Origin of the sequence: Collinsella sp. CLA-JM-H32, assembly GCF_040098165.1 — a bacterium.
Classification (GTDB): Bacteria; Actinomycetota; Coriobacteriia; order Coriobacteriales; family Coriobacteriaceae; genus Collinsella.
Window position 1 is genome coordinate 179,972 of sequence record NZ_JBBNMZ010000001.1, and the last position, 15,415, is coordinate 195,386.

Below are 15,415 nucleotides of genomic sequence, written 5' to 3' on the forward strand. Positions count from 1 at the left end.
TCGCGCCGGTCCAAAAAGTTGGCGCGGCAAGAAAAATGCGCCCCGTGGGCGCACCATCCCGTTTGCTATTCCGCCTTTTTAACGCGCGGCTTGCGACCGCGCAGCTTATCGACCAGTGCGGACTCACCGCTCTCACGGTACTGACGGCACCAAGCCTTGACCGAAGACTCGCTGGGAATCTTGTGCTTGATCATGGCCTCGCGAACCGTCAAGCCGTTTTCCAGACGGTCCTTAACCACAGCGAGCTTTACGTCGTACGAATAGGTGTGATGATGCGAACCGGCATTGAGAACGGCGTCGGCACCGCCCACGGCATACGCGCGGGCCCACTGACGAGCCGTGGCCTGGGGAATGCCAAGCTCCGCAGCGAGGGCGCGATGACCGACCCCCTCTTGGAGGATCTCGACGGCGCGCTGCCTAACCTCGGGCGCATGCGTGCGAGTCCTAGTTGCTTCCGACATACCTGCCACTTCTTAGCCTTAACCGTTAATCTGCCTTCTTACGTGCAAGTTAGATAGTAGCATTTTACTGTTTGCTCAAAGCAGTTAATTAAAATAGACGCGGCGTTATCTGGGCATTTGGCACCAAATTACGACATTTCTTTATCGATTATTTACGCTGGTAGCTGACTCACGGCTAATCGTCATTCGCTTGTCAACAAAATTGGCATCTCTTTATGTCCTTTGGTATAGAGGATATGGTTATTAACCCCTCCCCCAATAATTTTGAGTGATCTGCGAGGCAGTAGACGTCCTCACTCCTCATGATTACCGCGCATTGCCATCCACCGGAGCAAAACAAAAAGGGCGAGACCTGCGCGCTTGCAGGCCCCGCACCGGTTGACATCCGACGGGACACAGCCGGGCGAGACGGATCCGTGCTACCGCCCCGCCTGGCCGCGAAGTTAACTACAGCTCGTTGGCCGCGTGATATGCCGTGCGAATGGCGCTCGCGATGTCGGCGGTGCGCTCGCCCGAGCAGTCTCCCACGCAGGTCACGGGCACCGTCACGCCATCCAGGTCAAACGCGTTGGCCTTGGAGCCCACGGCCATCACCACGTAATCGCAGGCGATCTTTACCGGCTCCTCGGCGCCGTCCTCGGTAGTGCGAATGGCCTCCACGCCCTCGTCGGTAATGGCGGTCAGGCGGGTCTTCACGTGCTGCTCCACGTTGTGCTCTGCAAAGTCGCTCATAATCAGCGGCAGAATGGTCTCGGACTCGCCCGCGGCAATCTTGTCGAGCATCTCGACAATCGCCACCTCGCAGCCGCGCTGCAGCAGGTACTCGGCAGTCTCGGTGCCCACCAGGCCACCGCCAATGACGGCGACGCGGCCCGTAAGCTCCACCTTGCCGGCCAGCACGTCCCAGCTCGAGACGACCTTGTCCGAGTCGGCACCCGGAACGGGGATGACCACGTCGTGCGCGCCCACGGCAACAATCGCAGCGTCGGCGGCGTTGAGGTCCTCAGCGGTAGCGGCATGGCTGAGCTCAACCTTCACGCCCAGGCCGGGCAGAATCTTCTCGTAGTACTCAACCGAGCGCATGATCTCGTCCTTGCGCGGAGGCGCAGCCGCCAGCACAATCTGGCCACCCAGATGATCGCTCGCCTCGTAAACGGTCACGTCGTAGCCGCGCTTGGCCGCCACGCGTGCGGCCTCTAGGCCGGCGATGCCGCCGCCCACCACGGCGATCTTCTTGTCGCCCTCGCCCGGCTTAATGGCTATGGTCGCCTCGTCGCCGTTCTCGGCATTGAGCACGCACGAGATGTACCTGCGATTTTGAATCGCATCGACGCAGCCCTTGTTGCAGTTGAGGCACTCGCGAACGGGCTCGCCCGTGGCGGCCTTCAGCGCAATGTCGGGGTCGCACATGAGCGAGCGGCCGTAGGCGATGATGTCGGCCGCGCCGTCTTCCAGAATCTTCTCGCCGGCCTCGACCGAGACAACACGGCCGACGGTTGCCACCGGCACGGAAACCAGGGCCTTGACGCGCTCGGCCACGGGCAGCGTCCAGTTGTAGGGCATGGCGCCCATGGGCGGAATGGTGTCTCCCATGTTGCCGGTGTGGTTGGCCTGCGCGACCTGGATCATGTCGATGCCCGCGCCCTCGAGCAGCTTGGCAAACTCGCAGGCCTCGTCGGGCTGCAGGCCACCCTTGCCGCGCGGCGTGCCGTCGGGGTTCTCCATGATCACGGGGAGCTTGTACTCCACCATCAGCTGCGGCGCGGCTTCCTTAATGGCAGCGACGACCTCCAGCGCGTAGCGAACGCGGTTCTCGAACGAGCCGCCGTACTCGTCGGTGCGCTGGTTGAGGATGGCCGAGCACAGCGAACCTACCAGGCGGTCGCCGTGGACCTCGATGGCATCGATCCCGGCCTGCTGCGCGCGAGCGGCCGAGGCGGCGATAGCCTCCTTGATCTGGGTGAGCTGCTCCACACTCGCCTCGTTCACAAAGTGCTGCATGTCGTGGTGCAGCTTGGCGTAGGCCTGGTTGCGGATCTCGTTGGACTCGGCCATCTTGGCGGCAAAGGTCTCCTCGTCGCCGGCGGCCTTGGCCTCCTGCGCGGCCTTGGCGGCGGCCATGGATCCCATGACCATGCGGCCGACACCGGGCACGTCGTACTCGGGGTGGAACAGCTGCAGCGCGACCTTGGCGCCGTGCTTGTGGACGGCATCGGCCAGGGCCTTAAACGTGGGGATTTGGGCGTCGGTCGCCAGCTTGGGCGTGGGGCTTGCGGTCATGACGGGAGCAACGTCGCCGATGACGATGTAACTCACGCCGCCACGGGCCAAGCGCTCGTAAAAAGCCAGGCTGCGCTCGCCAATGGAGCCGTCACGCTCCTCGTAGCCGGTGGTCAGCGGCGGAAACATAATGCGGTTTTTGAGCTCAAGGGGGCCAACCGTAATGGGCTGAAGCAGCTTGGATGCAGGTGCGGTCATGGACATTCCTCTCTTGTAGGCGCGGCGGCGATGTTGCCGCGTAGTTGTCTAGAGGATATGGCATGGGAATACAACAGCGCAACGGAAATCGGCGGACAGCAGGTAGCGGCAGGTGGATGGGGCAGGGCGGCCCGTCGGTTTGCCTCAATCTGTAACAGTTACGCGGCAAAACTGGGTCTTACTGTTACAGATCGAGACAAACCAAACCCGCCTGCTAGAAAATCTCAATCTATAACAACAACTCGGCAAAATCCGTCCCTCGTGTTACAGATTTAGACAAACACGACCCAACCCACCGGTATATCTCGATCTGTAACACCTAGCCGCCCAAATCGGGTCTAGATGTTACAGATCGAGATTTTGTTTGAGAGGCCGAGAATTGGACCGAAAACACGGTCCCGAAATAACAAAAAAGCTCGCCGGCTAGGCCGACGAGCTGCAAGTTCTTGGTCGCGGGGGCAGGATTTGAACCTACGACCTCCGGGTTATGAGCCCGGCGAGCTACCAGACTGCTCCACCCCGCAATGTCTGGGCGCCTCATGTGCGCAAGAAAGAATATTACGCGGGAGTTCGGTAAACGGCAAGGAAAATCTCGTAGAGCATAATTCCTTCATATTTAAACCCCTCAGCCCCTATCACCGTAAACGAATCGCAGCCGAGCGCCGTCGACGGCACGTATACAATGGTGCGCGTCCTTTTATGCCGACACTGGGAGTAGACATGCTGCTCGCTATCGATATGGGAAATACGCAGACGGCCATGGGCCTGTTTGACGGAGACGAGCTGGTGCAGTCGTGGCGCATGCCCACCGACCGCTCCTATACCGCCGACGAGATCCACGTGCGCCTGATGGGCTTCTTTAAGATGTACGACCTCTCGCTCGGCGCGGTCGACGCGATCGCCTTTGCCGGCGTGGTGCCGCAGCTCTCGCGCGAATGGCACGCTGTGGCCGACCGCATTGCCGCAGACGCCATCGTCATCGGGCCGCAGACGGCCGCCGTGACCAAGCTGCGTGCGGCGCGACCCCAGGCCGTGGGCGCCGACCGCGTAGCTAACGCCGTCGCAGCCGAAGCTTTCTACGGCGCGCCAGCGATCGTGGTGGACTTTGGTACCGCGACCAATATCGACGTCATCGATGAGGACGGCTATTACATTGGCGGAGCGATCGCGCCGGGCATCCGCATCTCCATGGACGCGCTAGCTGCCCGCGCTGCCAAGCTCGCCAGCGTTCCGCTCGAGGCGCCCGAGCACGCCATCGGCCGTGACACCGAGGAATGCATCAAGGTCGGCGCCGTGATGGGCGCCGCCGCCATGGCCGAAGGCCTGGTCGCGCGCATGAAGCGCGAGCTGGGCCGCGACGATGCCACCGTTATCGCCACAGGCGGTCTCGCCGGCATCGTCGCCGATTCGACCGATGCCTTCGACGTGGTCGACGGACAGCTCACCATCAAGGGTATCTGCGAAATCTACCGCCGCATGCAGGAGCTGGGATAGGACAGGGGCTTAAGTCGAGCACGCCCGATGCCACAGTCCCCGCAAATGCTCGCCAAGCCTATTCCTCAAAATCGAAAAATTTTCAGTTTTGAGGAATAGGTCCGAGGTGCTACCCCGCAGTCACGCAAAGCCCTCCCCGGCACAGGCCGAAGAGGGCTTCGTTGTCATCGTTATCTTTGAGCGCGGGTGCCTCGCGTTACAGTCCGCGAATTCGTACGGCCTCGGGCGGAAACTCCTGCTCGCCGGCATCGGTCTTAATGGTCGCGCGGCCCCAGATGTCCAGGCCTGCAAACACACCGACCGCAAGCGGCAGGCCGTTGGGCGACACCGCCGCAACTTGGCGGCCCAGCAGCGGCACCATGTCGAAGTACTCGCCCAGCACGGGAGCCAGCGGCCCTGCGGCGCCTTGCGGCGTGTTGGCAACAACCGCCCAGGCGTCCACGCGGGCCAGCACGGCGGCGGCCAGCGCCTCGACCAGCGCTTCGTCAGCCACGTCCACACCAAGCTCGCTCAACGCCGAACGCTCAATATCCACCGTCACGGCACCGAACATGCCCGCAGCACCGGCACCGCCGTTCACGGCAACACGCGCGAGCGACGTCTCAAACGCAGGCGTTCCGCACACGATATCGCTCGGCCACTGGATACCCACCTTACCGGCAAGGCCCAACCCCGGCGTCGAAGCCGTGCCCACGAGCGCGTCCATCATACCCATCGCGGCCACAAACGGCAGGCCATGGAAGGCGTGCATATTCACATCCGGACGCACGACCAGCGAAAACGCCAGCGAAGCGTTGCCCGCGCTCCATGCGCACCAGCCCGCGGACACGCCCTCGCGGCCCGCGTCACGTGCCGCGTCGAGCTCGGTGCCGGCGGCAACAGCATTCATCTCGATCATCTACATACGCCCCAATTCGCCCACGATATGACCCACGCGGTCCTCGGGCTCCTTGACCTCGACACCGTTGTAGCGGAAGAACCGCGCCGGGTCGTGCATCAGGTCCTCGAGCGGCACCAGCACAAAGTCGCGCTCGCCAATGAGAGGATGCGGCAGGCGCAGCTTTTTGCCGCCGTGGGTCTCGCCGTCCATCCACAGCAGGTCCAGGTCGATGGTGCGCGGACCGTTGGCCTTGGCCTTTTTGGAGCGGTCGCGCCCAAGCTCGGCCTCGATCTTCATGAGCTCATCGAGCAGCACCAGCGGCGCCAGCTCGGTCTTGATCTCGATGACGGCGTTGGCAAACGCGTCCTGGCGCGTCTCGTAGGCCGGCTCGCTCTCGTAAATCTTGGAGGAGTTGGACACGCAGGTGAGTGGAATCTCGGCGATCATCTCGCGTGCGGCGCGGATGTTGTCGCAGCGATGCCCCAGGTTGGAGCCCACGGCCACAAACGCGCGGCGCGGCTGCGGCTTGGCAACCGCCCAGTAGCCGTTCAGGAACTGCGCAAAACCCGCGGCGTCGTGCACGCGCACGATGTTGGCACCGGCCTGGATGGCGCCCAGGCACACGCCAAACGTAGCGGCATCGCGCTCGGCGGCCTCGGTCACGCCCGAGATGGCGCCCACAAAACGCTTGCGCGACACGGCGCACATGAGCGGATAGCCCAGTGACGCCATCTTGGCAGTCTCGCGCTGGATGACGATGTCCTCGTTAGCCGACTTACCAAAGCCCGGGCCAGGATCGATGCAGATGCGGTCGCGAGACACGCCGGCATGGATGAGCGTGCGGGCCTGGTCGGACAGAAAGCCCATGACGCGGCGCATGATGGGCGCCGAATCGGGCAGGGTGAAGCGGCGGAGCTGCGAGGTGGGCACGTAGGCTTCCTCGCGGCGGGCGCTGCGGCGCATCATGGCTGCCAGGTGGTCATTGGACTCCGATGCGACCTCGGTGGCTGCGGGCGCGGCCTCGGGCGCGGGCGCGACGGTCTCGGCGGCAGCAACCTGCTCGGCGGCCGGCGTCTCCTGCCCCAGCTCGGTTGCGGGCTCGGACGTGGGCTCCGGTTCGCCAAACGGCAACGAGGGCTGCACCACGCCGCCCGGAAGTTTGGCCTCAACCTTGGGCTCACCCAGCAGCTTGCCGCGACGGCGGCGAGCCGGCTTCTCGGCCTCACGCGCGGCCTCGGCAGCCGCCTCGCGCGCCTTCTCGGCAACAAACGCCGCTGCCGAGGTATCGAGCTGCACCGTTGCGTGCGTGCGGGTGGGCGCGGCGACCTCGCCGGCATGCATCACGATGACGCCGCAGGTACTCGTCTTAACAAACTCGACCATCTTGGGATCGGTGAAGCCGGTCACGTCGTTGACGATCGAGGCGCCGCAGCGCACGGCCGCCTTGGCAACCGCCACATGACGCGTGTCGATCGAGACGATGGCGCCCTCCTTGGCCAGCGCGCGTACCACGGGCAGCACGCGGCGAGCCTCCTCGTCGGGGTTGACCGGGGTAAAGCCGGGGCGCGTGGACTCGCCGCCCACGTCGATGATGTCGGCGCCGGCGTCGAGCATCGCCAGGCCGTACTCGATGGCGGCATCCGGGTCGAAGTGCTCCCCGCCATCGCTAAACGAATCGGGCGTCACGTTGAGGACGCCCATGATGCGCGGACGGTCAAAGCTGAGCTCGTACTTTCCGCACCGCCATGTCTTGCTGTCGTTCGCCATGAACATCCTCCTAAAATGCCCACGCCGCCGAGCTTGGGGAGCTGGCGGCGGGGTCGCTTTGCACTCAGTCTTTCTATTGTATCCGCGCGCGCGGGCTAGAACGCAAACGCGGCCGCGATGTCGCAAGAAATCAGCAGGTCGGCATTTGCATCCTGATCGGTAGGAGCAAGATTGCAAATAGCCAGCGTATCGCCGGTAAAGTATCGCGTAAGGCCTGCCGCCGGATACACCACGAGCGAGGTCCCGCCCACAATGAGGGCATCGGCCGCGGCGATGGCGGCAACGGCGCCGGTCAGCACATGCTCATCGAGCGGCTCCTCGTAGAGCACCACATCGGGCTTAATGCGCCCGCCGCACGCGGGGCACACGGGCACGCCCGCGGCGTCCTCGTGCTCGCGCGAGCAAATCCACTCGGCGCTATAGACCGCGCCGCACGACTGGCAAATGTTGCGATGGACCGATCCGTGCAGCTCGAACACGCGCTGTGAGCCGGCCATCTGATGCAGGCCGTCAATGTTTTGCGTCACCACGGCATTTAGCTTGCCGGCGCGCTCCAGCTCGGCCAGCTTGGTGTGACAGCGGTTGGGCTTGGCGCCAAGCGCGATCATCTTGGTGCGGTAGAAGTCGAAGAACTCGGCCGGGTGCACCTCGTAAAAGCCATGCGAGAGCATGGTCTCGGGCGGGTAGGCAAACTGTTGGTGATATAGGCCGTCCACGCTGCGGAAATCGGGGATGCCACTCGCCGTGGAAACGCCCGCGCCGCCAAAGAAGACCACGCGCTTGTGGGTGCCGAACAGCTCCGCCAGCGCGGCGGAGGCCTGTTTGGAGTCCGTTATCGCCTGCGTCATATGAGTCCTCCGTCCTTGTTGGTCGGGCAGCGTCGGGCGATGTCCCAGCATGCGGCCTTTGGGTCAGCACGCGCGGTGCCCACCACCGCCCCTGTTGCGCTAATCTTAAGCCTGCCAACCCCGTCGAAAGGACACCATGCCTCAGACTTACACTTTCGCCTCGTGGAACGTCAACGGCCTGCGCGCCGTGCTCAAAAAGGACCCGAGCTTTATCCAGATCGCGCAAGAACTCGACGTCGATATCCTGGCGTTGCAAGAGACCAAGTTGCAAGAAGGCCAGGTTGATATTGACCTGCCCGGCTATCGCCAAACCTGGAGCTACGCCGAGCGTAAAGGCTATTCGGGCACTGCGGTCTTTAGCCGCCAGGAACCGCTGCGCGTGCTGCACGCCGACGCGCTGTTACCCTACGCCGGCGAGGGCGAGGCGGCCGAGCTCGTCGCCCAAGCCGCAACCGAGGGCCGCGTCTGCGCGTTGGAGTTCGACAAGTTCTGGTTTGTGGATGTCTACACTCCCAACGCGCAAAACGAACTCGCCCGCATCGACGTGCGCATGGCCTGGGATGATGCCTATCGCGGCTTTTTGAGCGCGCTTGAGCGCGAGAGTGGCAAACCCGTCGTGACCTGCGGCGACTTTAACGTGGCGCACGAGGAGATCGACCTTAAGAACCCCAAGTCCAACCGCGGCAACGCCGGCTTTTCGGACGAAGAACGCGGCAAGTTTACCGAGCTGCTCAACGCCGGCTTTACCGATACCTGGCGCGCGGCAAATCCGGACGTCGAGGGCGTCTACAGCTGGTGGAGCTATCGCTTTAATGCCCGCAAGAACAACGCCGGCTGGCGCATCGACTACTTCCTAGTAAGCGACGCAATCGCCGACAACGTACGCGACACCGGCATCCGCGGCGACATCTTTGGCAGCGACCACTGCCCCGTCACCCTCACGCTAGAGCTCTAGCCCCAAGTAATTCCTGGGGGGACAGAGGAAAACAGATCATGTGACCCCTCTCCCCCCATAAGTTGCGGTGGAATAGTTCCTGTTTGGGCAGCAAATAGCCAAAAACGAGAACTATTCCACCGCAAGTTCGTGAGGAAACGCGAAATGCCTTACAGCCCGTATTTCACGACGACACGGTTAATGCGACGGCACCAGGGCTTGTACAAGGCGGCCAAAAACACGCAGGTCGCGAGTCCGTGCGTGATATCGAACGGCACGGCGGTGGCAAGACGTGCCACGGCACCTGCCCAAGTAAGCGGCTGTACAAAACCAATGATGTCGTAGGCGTTGATCACCACGCCGTAGAGCAGGCCTGATGCAAAGCCGTACGCCATCAGTGCCGGCATGCGCACGGTTCCATCCGCACGGTCGAACGCACCCGCATGCGCCAGCGCGCCGCCAACATAACCAACCAGGCCCCAGGCATACATCTGCCATGGCGTCCACATGCCCTGTCCAAAAAAGAAATTGCTGGTCAGCGCCGCCAGCGCGCCAACCATAAAACCATTGCGGCGACCAAGCGTCGCCCCCGCGATAATGGCGATGGCGCTCACCGGCTTAAAATCGGGAATGGGTCCGAACAGGATGCGCCCCGCCGCGGCCAGCGCCGCCAGCACCAGTGTGGGCATAATCTGGCGCAAACCCGGACGAGATGCCTCGTAACCCGCAAAGAACAGCGCAAGCACCAACGCCACCACAACCAGCATGGCCAACGCTGCCTGCTCAACACCCGCCAGCAACGCGGCAGCCATCACCGCCGGCACCGCCAACAACAGCGGGATCTCCAGTTTTGCAAGCAAACGCGAGAAACGACAGTCCGTCATCCCATCACGCCCTATAGAACACGTTGTCGGCAAAGAAGTCGGCCGGCGGCTCCATGCAGGCAATCTCGCCGTCAAACATCATGGCGACGTCGTCGGCTACCTGCTCGGCAAAGTCCAAATCGTGCGTAGCCATGATGACGGTGCCGCCAGCCTTCGCATGGTCACGCAGGGCGCGGGCGATGATGCGGCGGCTGAACAGGTCTAGACCCTTGGTGGGCTCATCGAGCAATAGCAGTTCGGGGCCGATTAGCAGCAGTTTTGCCAATGCAAGCAGTTGACGCTGCCCGCCCGAAAGATCGTACGGATGGCGTCCATCCAGACCCGACAACCCCAAGCTCGCCGCACGCTCCCGCGCCAAGTTCTCGTCATATCCGCAGGTCGAGGCCCATTCCATCAGCTCGTCGCACACCGTCTCGGCAACCAGCAATGCTTTGGGATTCTGAGGCAGCAGCGCCGCCGAGGCCGCTCCGCGCACCATGCGGCCGCGCTGCAGCTTGGCGGTCTTCGCCAGCACCGAGAGCATCGTCGACTTACCGCATCCGTTTCCGCCCACGATCGCATGCACCGCACCGGCCGAAAACGACGCATCGAGCCCACGCAACACCCAGCCGGACGCTCGATCGTAGCGAAACCAACCTTCCGACAGAGTGGTAGCCGACCCAGCGTGCATTTTTTGGAGTATTCTGCTTCCATCCGTGCGCGAGAAGGCTTCCAAGCCGTTCTCGAGCGACGTTTGCGCCACAAATTCGGACGATTTGTCCAATTCCAAACTTTTTTTCGCGCTCGATACGTCCCCGGGCGGCTCCAGAGAGCCCAAATTGTCCTCACGCCTGCTGAATACTCCGTTTTTTGCACATCGGATGGCACCCCACCCCAACGTGTCATCGGAAAACAGCGATTCTCGGCGTACCAAAGAAGCCATATCCGCCGCCTCGTGCACGCGGCCATCCTCAATCCGGTACGCACACGTCGCGTATTCGAGCATTGGGCGCGGCTGATGCGTCGCCACAACAACCGTGCAGCCCAGCTCGCGGTTCACACGAAACAGCGCGTGCAGGAAATTCTTCTCGGCAACGGGATCGAGCTGAGACGTGGGCTCGTCGAGCAGCAGCACACGCGGACGCAGCGCCAGGACGGCGGCAAGCGGCAGCAGCTGCTTGCGACCACCCGAAAGCGTGTCAGTATCGCGGTGAAGCCAGTCCTCCAGACCAAAGAAATAGCTGGTCTCGGCAACACGGCGGCGCATCTCGTCGCGCGACACACCCAGATTCTCTAGGCCAAACGCCATCTCGTGCCACACGGTCTCGCACACAATCTGGTTCTCGGGATCCTGAAACACATAACCCACGCGCTCCGCCGATACCCGCACGTCCATGTCGGCAACGTTCTCGCCCAGCACGCGCAGTTCGCCAGCGCGCTCGCCCGTCGGCGCGATCTCGGGCTTGAGCAGCGACAGCAGCGTCGACTTACCCGATCCGGTACCGCCAACAAGCAGCGCAAATGCACCTTGGGGAACAGACCAGTCGAGCCCCTCGAGCACCGCAGCATCAGCATCGGGGTAGGCAAAGCTCAGGCTCCGCACCTCAATCGCCGGCGCGGCCGAGCCATATGCCACACCCGCCGCCGAGCTCCTATCCAACCGAGCCATCAGCCAAACCTCTTCTCATCAATCGCGTGCAACGCGCAAGGCAGCATCATCCAGGCAGCGTACACGACATAGCCCAGCCACGGCGCCGGCACCGAGAGCTGCGGATAAAACGAATACTGCGTCGTCGCGGTCGCCGCCACGGCCACCGCGGCAGCACCAAACAGCGCGAGCCCGACCAGCGCGGCAACGTCGCTGCGCCCCAGTCGATACCGCGCATACGTCGTACGACGTGTCGCGGCACCCCACCCGCGCGAGCGCATCGCGTCCGCGCGCTCCAGCGAATCTTCCATGCCCCAGCCCATCAACACGCTCGACGCCCGCAGGCGCGATCGCACGGGATCGGTGGGCGCGCGGCCCGGCACATCAATCGCATCCTGCACCGCCAGCACCGTACGACCGCGGCGTAAAAACTGCGGGATAAGCCTCATGCACATCGAGATCATGAGCGCAATCACCGGTACGGCATTGCCCAGCAGCGCGAGCACCTTGTCGTATTCGAGCATCGACGCCGCGGCCTCAAACCACAGCACGCTCGCCACAAACAGCCCGCCCATGCACAGGCCGTATACCATGCTTTCCAGATACACCGCGCGCATGCCAATACGGAACAGCTCCGTCGAGCCCGAGGCGCTAAACAGCGGATTGACCAGCGCGATAATCAAAATCACCGGCAACTGCCAGCGGAGTGCGCCCAGCGTGCGGGCAGCCCCGCGCGTCGCAAATCCATACGCCAGCCCGCCCGCAAGTGACAGCGCAATCAGCACCGGCTGCATCGAGAACATGGTGAGCCCCAGCGTCAGCACCATGTAGAGGGCCGGCACAGCCGGATGCGACATCGAGAATGCCGCGACGGGCTCGCCGCCAAACTCCTCTTGTATGTTGTCCACGGGCACCCCCGTCCCCTCGCTCAAACGATAGCTCCGCAGCACCGCCAACGCCGCACGCAAGCAGCACAAACGTCACGCCGTCGGCACCGACATCGGCCCTCACGCATCAATCGTTACGCGCTCAACATATGCCTGCGGTATCATATTGCGCCGTGTATCGTTTCCAAACACACGTCTCTATAACGTAACAGGAGATCACATGGACGCAACCGCAATTATCCTCGCTGCCGGCGAGGGCACCCGCATGAAGTCGAACCACTGCAAGGTTTCGCACAAGATCCTGGGCAAGCCCATGGTCCAGTGGATCGTCGACGCTACCATCAAGGCCGGCTGCAGCCGCGTCGTGGTCGTCATCGGCAGCCACGCCGACGAGATGCGTGCCCTCATCGACGGCGCCTACGCCAACAGCGCCACCAAGGTCGAGTGCGTCGAGCAGACCGAGCGCCTGGGCACCGGCCACGCCGTAAAGGTCGCGCTCGAGGCCTGCGGCATCACGCAAGGCCCCGTCGTCGTGCTCAACGGCGACCTGCCGCTCATCACCGCCGACACCGTCGCCAAGTTCGCGCAAACCGTCGCCACCGGCGAGCTCGCCTGCACCGTCATGACCATGACCCCGCCCGACCCCTTCGGCTACGGCCGCATCAAGCTGGGCGCCGATGGTCAGATCGAGCGCATCATCGAGCAGAAGGACTGCACGCCCGAGCAGGCCGCCACGCTGCTCGAGTGCAACGCCGGCTGCTACGCCTTCGACGGCGCGCAGCTCGCCGCCCACATCAACGAGATCGGCAACGACAACGCACAGTCCGAGTACTACCTGCCCGACATGCTCGAAATCCTCAAAGGCCACGCCCAGGCCGTCTCCATCTTCCACTGCGACGACTACCGCGACGGCCTGGGCGTCAACAGCCGCATTCAGCTCGCGCAGCTCACCGCCATCGCGCGCGACCGCATCAACGAGCACTGGATGGCCGAGGGCGTCACGTTCATCGATCCCACGCAGGCCTGGATCGGTCCCGATGCCGTCATCGGCCGCGACACCGTCGTGTGGCCGCAGACGCACCTGATCGGCCACGTCACCGTGGGCGAGGAGTGCCAGCTCGGCCCCAACAGCCGCCTCACCGACACCACCGTCGGCAGCGGCTGCACCATCGATGAAACCATCGCCGTCGAGGCCGTCATCGAGAACGGCGTCGACTGCGGCCCGCGCGCCTACCTGCGCCCGGGCACCCACATGCTCGACGGTTCCAAGGCCGGCACGCACGTGGAGATCAAGAAGTCCACGATCGGCGAGGGCTCCAAGGTGCCGCACCTGTCCTACATCGGCGATACCACCATGGGCTCCGGCGTCAACGTGGGCGCGGGCTCCATCACCTGCAACTACGATGGCGTACACAAGCACAAGACCGTCATCGGCAAGGATGCCTTCATCGGCTCCGACACCATGATGGTCGCGCCCGCCCACATTGGCGACGGCGCGCTCGTGGCCGCCGGCTCCGTCATCACCGAGCCGGTCCCGGCCGACGCACTTGGCCTGGGTCGCGCCCGTCAGGTAAATATTGAGGGCTGGGCCGCCGATTATCGCCGCCGTCTGCACGAGGACGACGAGGTATAACGTTTTACCAAGCATCTAAGGAGCTGTTCCCATGGGGGCGGCTCCTTTTTCTATCGTGACCTGCACAACCGGATGAGTGGTCGGTTCGTGTCCGTTGACGGTAAAGACGTTATCAAGACCCGATTAACCCCGTCGCGCGGTTACAATGCAACAAGGCATCTATATGGCATTCGATATAAAGGAGAAGGGTAATGCCGATTAATGATCCCGAGAAGTCGGAGAATATGCGCAAGTCCATCCGCGTGTATTCCGGTTCCTCCAACCGTCCCCTCGCTCAGAAGATCGCTGAGTACCTTGGGGTCGAGCTTTCGGGCCTTACGCTAAAGCAGTTCGCCAACGGTGAGATTTACGCCCGCTACGACGAGACCGTCCGCGGCGCCGACGTCTTCCTGATTCAGTCCGTGGCCGGCGGCAACGTCAATGACATGCTCATGGAGCTGCTCATCGCCACCGACGCTGCCAAGCGCGCATCCGCCCGCTCCATCACCGCCGTTATCACCCACTACGGCTATGCCCGCCAGGACCGCAAGGCCGGCCCGCGCGAGCCCATCACCGCCCGCCTCGTCGCCAACCTGCTCGAGCGCGCCGGCGTCAACCGCATCATCACCCTCGACCTGCACCAGGGCCAGATTCAGGGCTTCTTCGATATCCCGGTTAACCACCTGTCCGCGCTGCCGCTGTTTGGCCAGTACTACAACGACATGCACTTCGACACCGACAACCTGGTTGTCGTCTCCCCCGATGTGGGCCGCGCCAAGGCCGCCAAGAAGCTGTCCGACATGCTCGGCTGCGACCTGGCCATCGCCCACAAGGGCCGTCCGCGCCACAACGCCGCCGAGGTCATGGGCATCATCGGTGACATCAAGGGCAAGACCTGCATCATCAACGACGACATGATCGACACCGCAGGCACCCTGTGCGCCAACGTCAAGGAGCTCAAGGCTATGGGCGCCGGCGACATCTACGTATGCGCCACCCACGGCATCTTCTCCGGTCCGGCCATCGAGCGTCTGAACGACGCCCCGATCGTCGAGTGCCTCGTCACCGACGCCATTCCCGTCGAGGTCGGCGGCAAGATCAAGACCATCTCGGTCGCCGAGGAGTTCGCTCAGGCCATCTCCGCCGTTTACCACGAGGAGCCCGTCTCCACGCTCGTCGGCGGCGACTTCGCGCTGTAATCCAGCGTGCATCTCATCATCTTTGGTGTTTTTAAAGGGTCGGAAGCTCGCTTCCGACCCTTTTTCTACCCCTCGACAACCTTCCCTGGACAATTAGTTCAGATACGTATTTTTTTAAAGCTCCAAAGGCCGTTCTGAGCCTTCTGAGCTCCCCGGCGAACGCCATACTGCCCAAAGCTCATCGCTTTCGAGTACGACCGCCGCATATTTACCCTCAAATCGCCCTCGAAAGCCCTTAGAAACGCCTCGAACGCCCGCCGTCTTATACGTATCTGAACTAACTGTCCAGTAGCTATCGTCAACCTTCGCGGCAGAGCTCAATTTCCTGCAATCCCCTCAACCGA

12 protein-coding genes and 1 tRNA gene are annotated in these 15,415 nt (G+C 63.0%); 4 read left to right on the plus strand and 9 right to left on the minus strand.

All coding sequences use genetic code 11. The annotated features are described in order from the left end of the window. Positions 1-65: 65 nt before the first annotated feature. The 3 genes from AAA021_RS00700 to AAA021_RS00710 all read right to left on the minus strand — a co-directional run bounded on the left by AAA021_RS00700 (position 66) and on the right by AAA021_RS00710 (position 3,463). A complete protein-coding gene (locus tag AAA021_RS00700; protein WP_349087567.1) occupies positions 66-461 on the minus strand; it encodes a transposase in 396 nt (131 codons plus the stop codon). A gap of 447 nt (positions 462-908) precedes the next feature. Next, positions 909-2,939, minus strand: a complete 2,031-nt coding sequence (gene bilR, locus AAA021_RS00705; RefSeq protein WP_240125875.1) for a bilirubin reductase, long form — start codon at positions 2,937-2,939, stop codon at positions 909-911. A gap of 447 nt (positions 2,940-3,386) precedes the next feature. Beyond that, positions 3,387-3,463 (minus strand) — tRNA-Met (locus AAA021_RS00710). A gap of 196 nt (positions 3,464-3,659) precedes the next feature. On the opposite strand from AAA021_RS00710, the gene AAA021_RS00715 reads away from it, so the two are divergent. Further along, positions 3,660-4,433, plus strand: coding sequence for a type III pantothenate kinase (locus AAA021_RS00715; RefSeq protein WP_161115240.1), 774 nt, complete (start codon positions 3,660-3,662; stop codon positions 4,431-4,433). A gap of 196 nt (positions 4,434-4,629) precedes the next feature. On the opposite strand, the gene AAA021_RS00720 is transcribed toward AAA021_RS00715, so the two are convergent. From AAA021_RS00720 to AAA021_RS00730, 3 genes are all read right to left on the minus strand, one after another. After that, positions 4,630-5,331 (minus strand): hypothetical protein, encoded by a 702-nt coding sequence (locus tag AAA021_RS00720; protein ID WP_006235776.1) that lies wholly within the window; start codon positions 5,329-5,331, stop codon positions 4,630-4,632. Next, positions 5,332-7,080 (minus strand): dihydropteroate synthase, encoded by a 1,749-nt coding sequence (gene folP, locus AAA021_RS00725; protein ID WP_349087568.1) that lies wholly within the window; start codon positions 7,078-7,080, stop codon positions 5,332-5,334. Positions 7,081-7,175: 95 nt separating this feature from the next. Beyond that, positions 7,176-7,928 carry an NAD-dependent protein deacylase gene (locus AAA021_RS00730; protein ID WP_349087569.1) on the minus strand — a complete coding sequence of 251 codons (753 nt, stop codon included), beginning with the start codon at positions 7,926-7,928 and terminating at the stop codon, positions 7,176-7,178. Between the two features lie 136 nt (positions 7,929-8,064). Here AAA021_RS00730 and AAA021_RS00735 point away from each other — a divergent pair, with 136 nt between their 5' ends. Continuing rightward, positions 8,065-8,883 (plus strand): exodeoxyribonuclease III, encoded by an 819-nt coding sequence (locus AAA021_RS00735; RefSeq protein ID WP_349087570.1) that lies wholly within the window; start codon positions 8,065-8,067, stop codon positions 8,881-8,883. 149 nt (positions 8,884-9,032) lie between these two features. Here the strand turns inward: AAA021_RS00735 and AAA021_RS00740 are convergent, their stop codons facing one another. Genes AAA021_RS00740 through AAA021_RS00750 form a run of 3 tightly spaced genes read right to left on the minus strand, consistent with a single transcriptional unit; the run spans position 9,033 to position 12,281 of the window. Next, positions 9,033-9,746, minus strand: coding sequence for a DUF6580 family putative transport protein (locus AAA021_RS00740; protein WP_349087571.1), 714 nt, complete (start codon positions 9,744-9,746; stop codon positions 9,033-9,035). 4 nt (positions 9,747-9,750) lie between these two features. Continuing rightward, positions 9,751-11,394, minus strand: a complete 1,644-nt coding sequence (locus tag AAA021_RS00745) for an ATP-binding cassette domain-containing protein (protein WP_349087572.1) — start codon at positions 11,392-11,394, stop codon at positions 9,751-9,753. Beyond that, positions 11,394-12,281, minus strand: coding sequence for an energy-coupling factor transporter transmembrane component T (locus AAA021_RS00750; RefSeq protein WP_349087573.1), 888 nt, complete (start codon positions 12,279-12,281; stop codon positions 11,394-11,396). The genes AAA021_RS00745 and AAA021_RS00750 overlap by 1 nt, the downstream gene beginning before the upstream one ends. 199 nt (positions 12,282-12,480) lie before the next feature. Here AAA021_RS00750 and glmU point away from each other — a divergent pair, with 199 nt between their 5' ends. Both glmU and AAA021_RS00760 read left to right on the plus strand, forming a co-directional pair. Next, positions 12,481-13,893 carry a bifunctional UDP-N-acetylglucosamine diphosphorylase/glucosamine-1-phosphate N-acetyltransferase GlmU gene (gene glmU / locus AAA021_RS00755; protein ID WP_349087574.1) on the plus strand — a complete coding sequence of 471 codons (1,413 nt, stop codon included), beginning with the start codon at positions 12,481-12,483 and terminating at the stop codon, positions 13,891-13,893. A gap of 191 nt (positions 13,894-14,084) precedes the next feature. Next, a complete protein-coding gene (locus tag AAA021_RS00760) occupies positions 14,085-15,071 on the plus strand; it encodes a ribose-phosphate pyrophosphokinase (RefSeq protein ID WP_022094252.1) in 987 nt (328 codons plus the stop codon). Positions 15,072-15,415 lie beyond the last annotated feature (344 nt).

Coding starts and splice junctions, on each gene's coding strand:
- AAA021_RS00720 (WP_006235776.1), bottom strand. CDS start 5,331: ATGATCGAGATGAATGCTGTTGCCGCCGGCACCGAGCTCGACGCGGCA.
- folP (WP_349087568.1), bottom strand. CDS start 7,080: ATGGCGAACGACAGCAAGACATGGCGGTGCGGAAAGTACGAGCTCAGC.
- AAA021_RS00760 (WP_022094252.1), top strand. CDS start 14,085: ATGCCGATTAATGATCCCGAGAAGTCGGAGAATATGCGCAAGTCCATC.
- glmU (WP_349087574.1), top strand. CDS start 12,481: ATGGACGCAACCGCAATTATCCTCGCTGCCGGCGAGGGCACCCGCATG.
- AAA021_RS00745 (WP_349087572.1), bottom strand. CDS start 11,394: ATGGCTCGGTTGGATAGGAGCTCGGCGGCGGGTGTGGCATATGGCTCG.
- bilR (WP_240125875.1), bottom strand. CDS start 2,939: ATGACCGCACCTGCATCCAAGCTGCTTCAGCCCATTACGGTTGGCCCC.
- AAA021_RS00735 (WP_349087570.1), top strand. CDS start 8,065: ATGCCTCAGACTTACACTTTCGCCTCGTGGAACGTCAACGGCCTGCGC.
- AAA021_RS00740 (WP_349087571.1), bottom strand. CDS start 9,746: ATGACGGACTGTCGTTTCTCGCGTTTGCTTGCAAAACTGGAGATCCCG.
- AAA021_RS00730 (WP_349087569.1), bottom strand. CDS start 7,928: ATGACGCAGGCGATAACGGACTCCAAACAGGCCTCCGCCGCGCTGGCG.
- AAA021_RS00700 (WP_349087567.1), bottom strand. CDS start 461: ATGTCGGAAGCAACTAGGACTCGCACGCATGCGCCCGAGGTTAGGCAG.
- AAA021_RS00715 (WP_161115240.1), top strand. CDS start 3,660: ATGCTGCTCGCTATCGATATGGGAAATACGCAGACGGCCATGGGCCTG.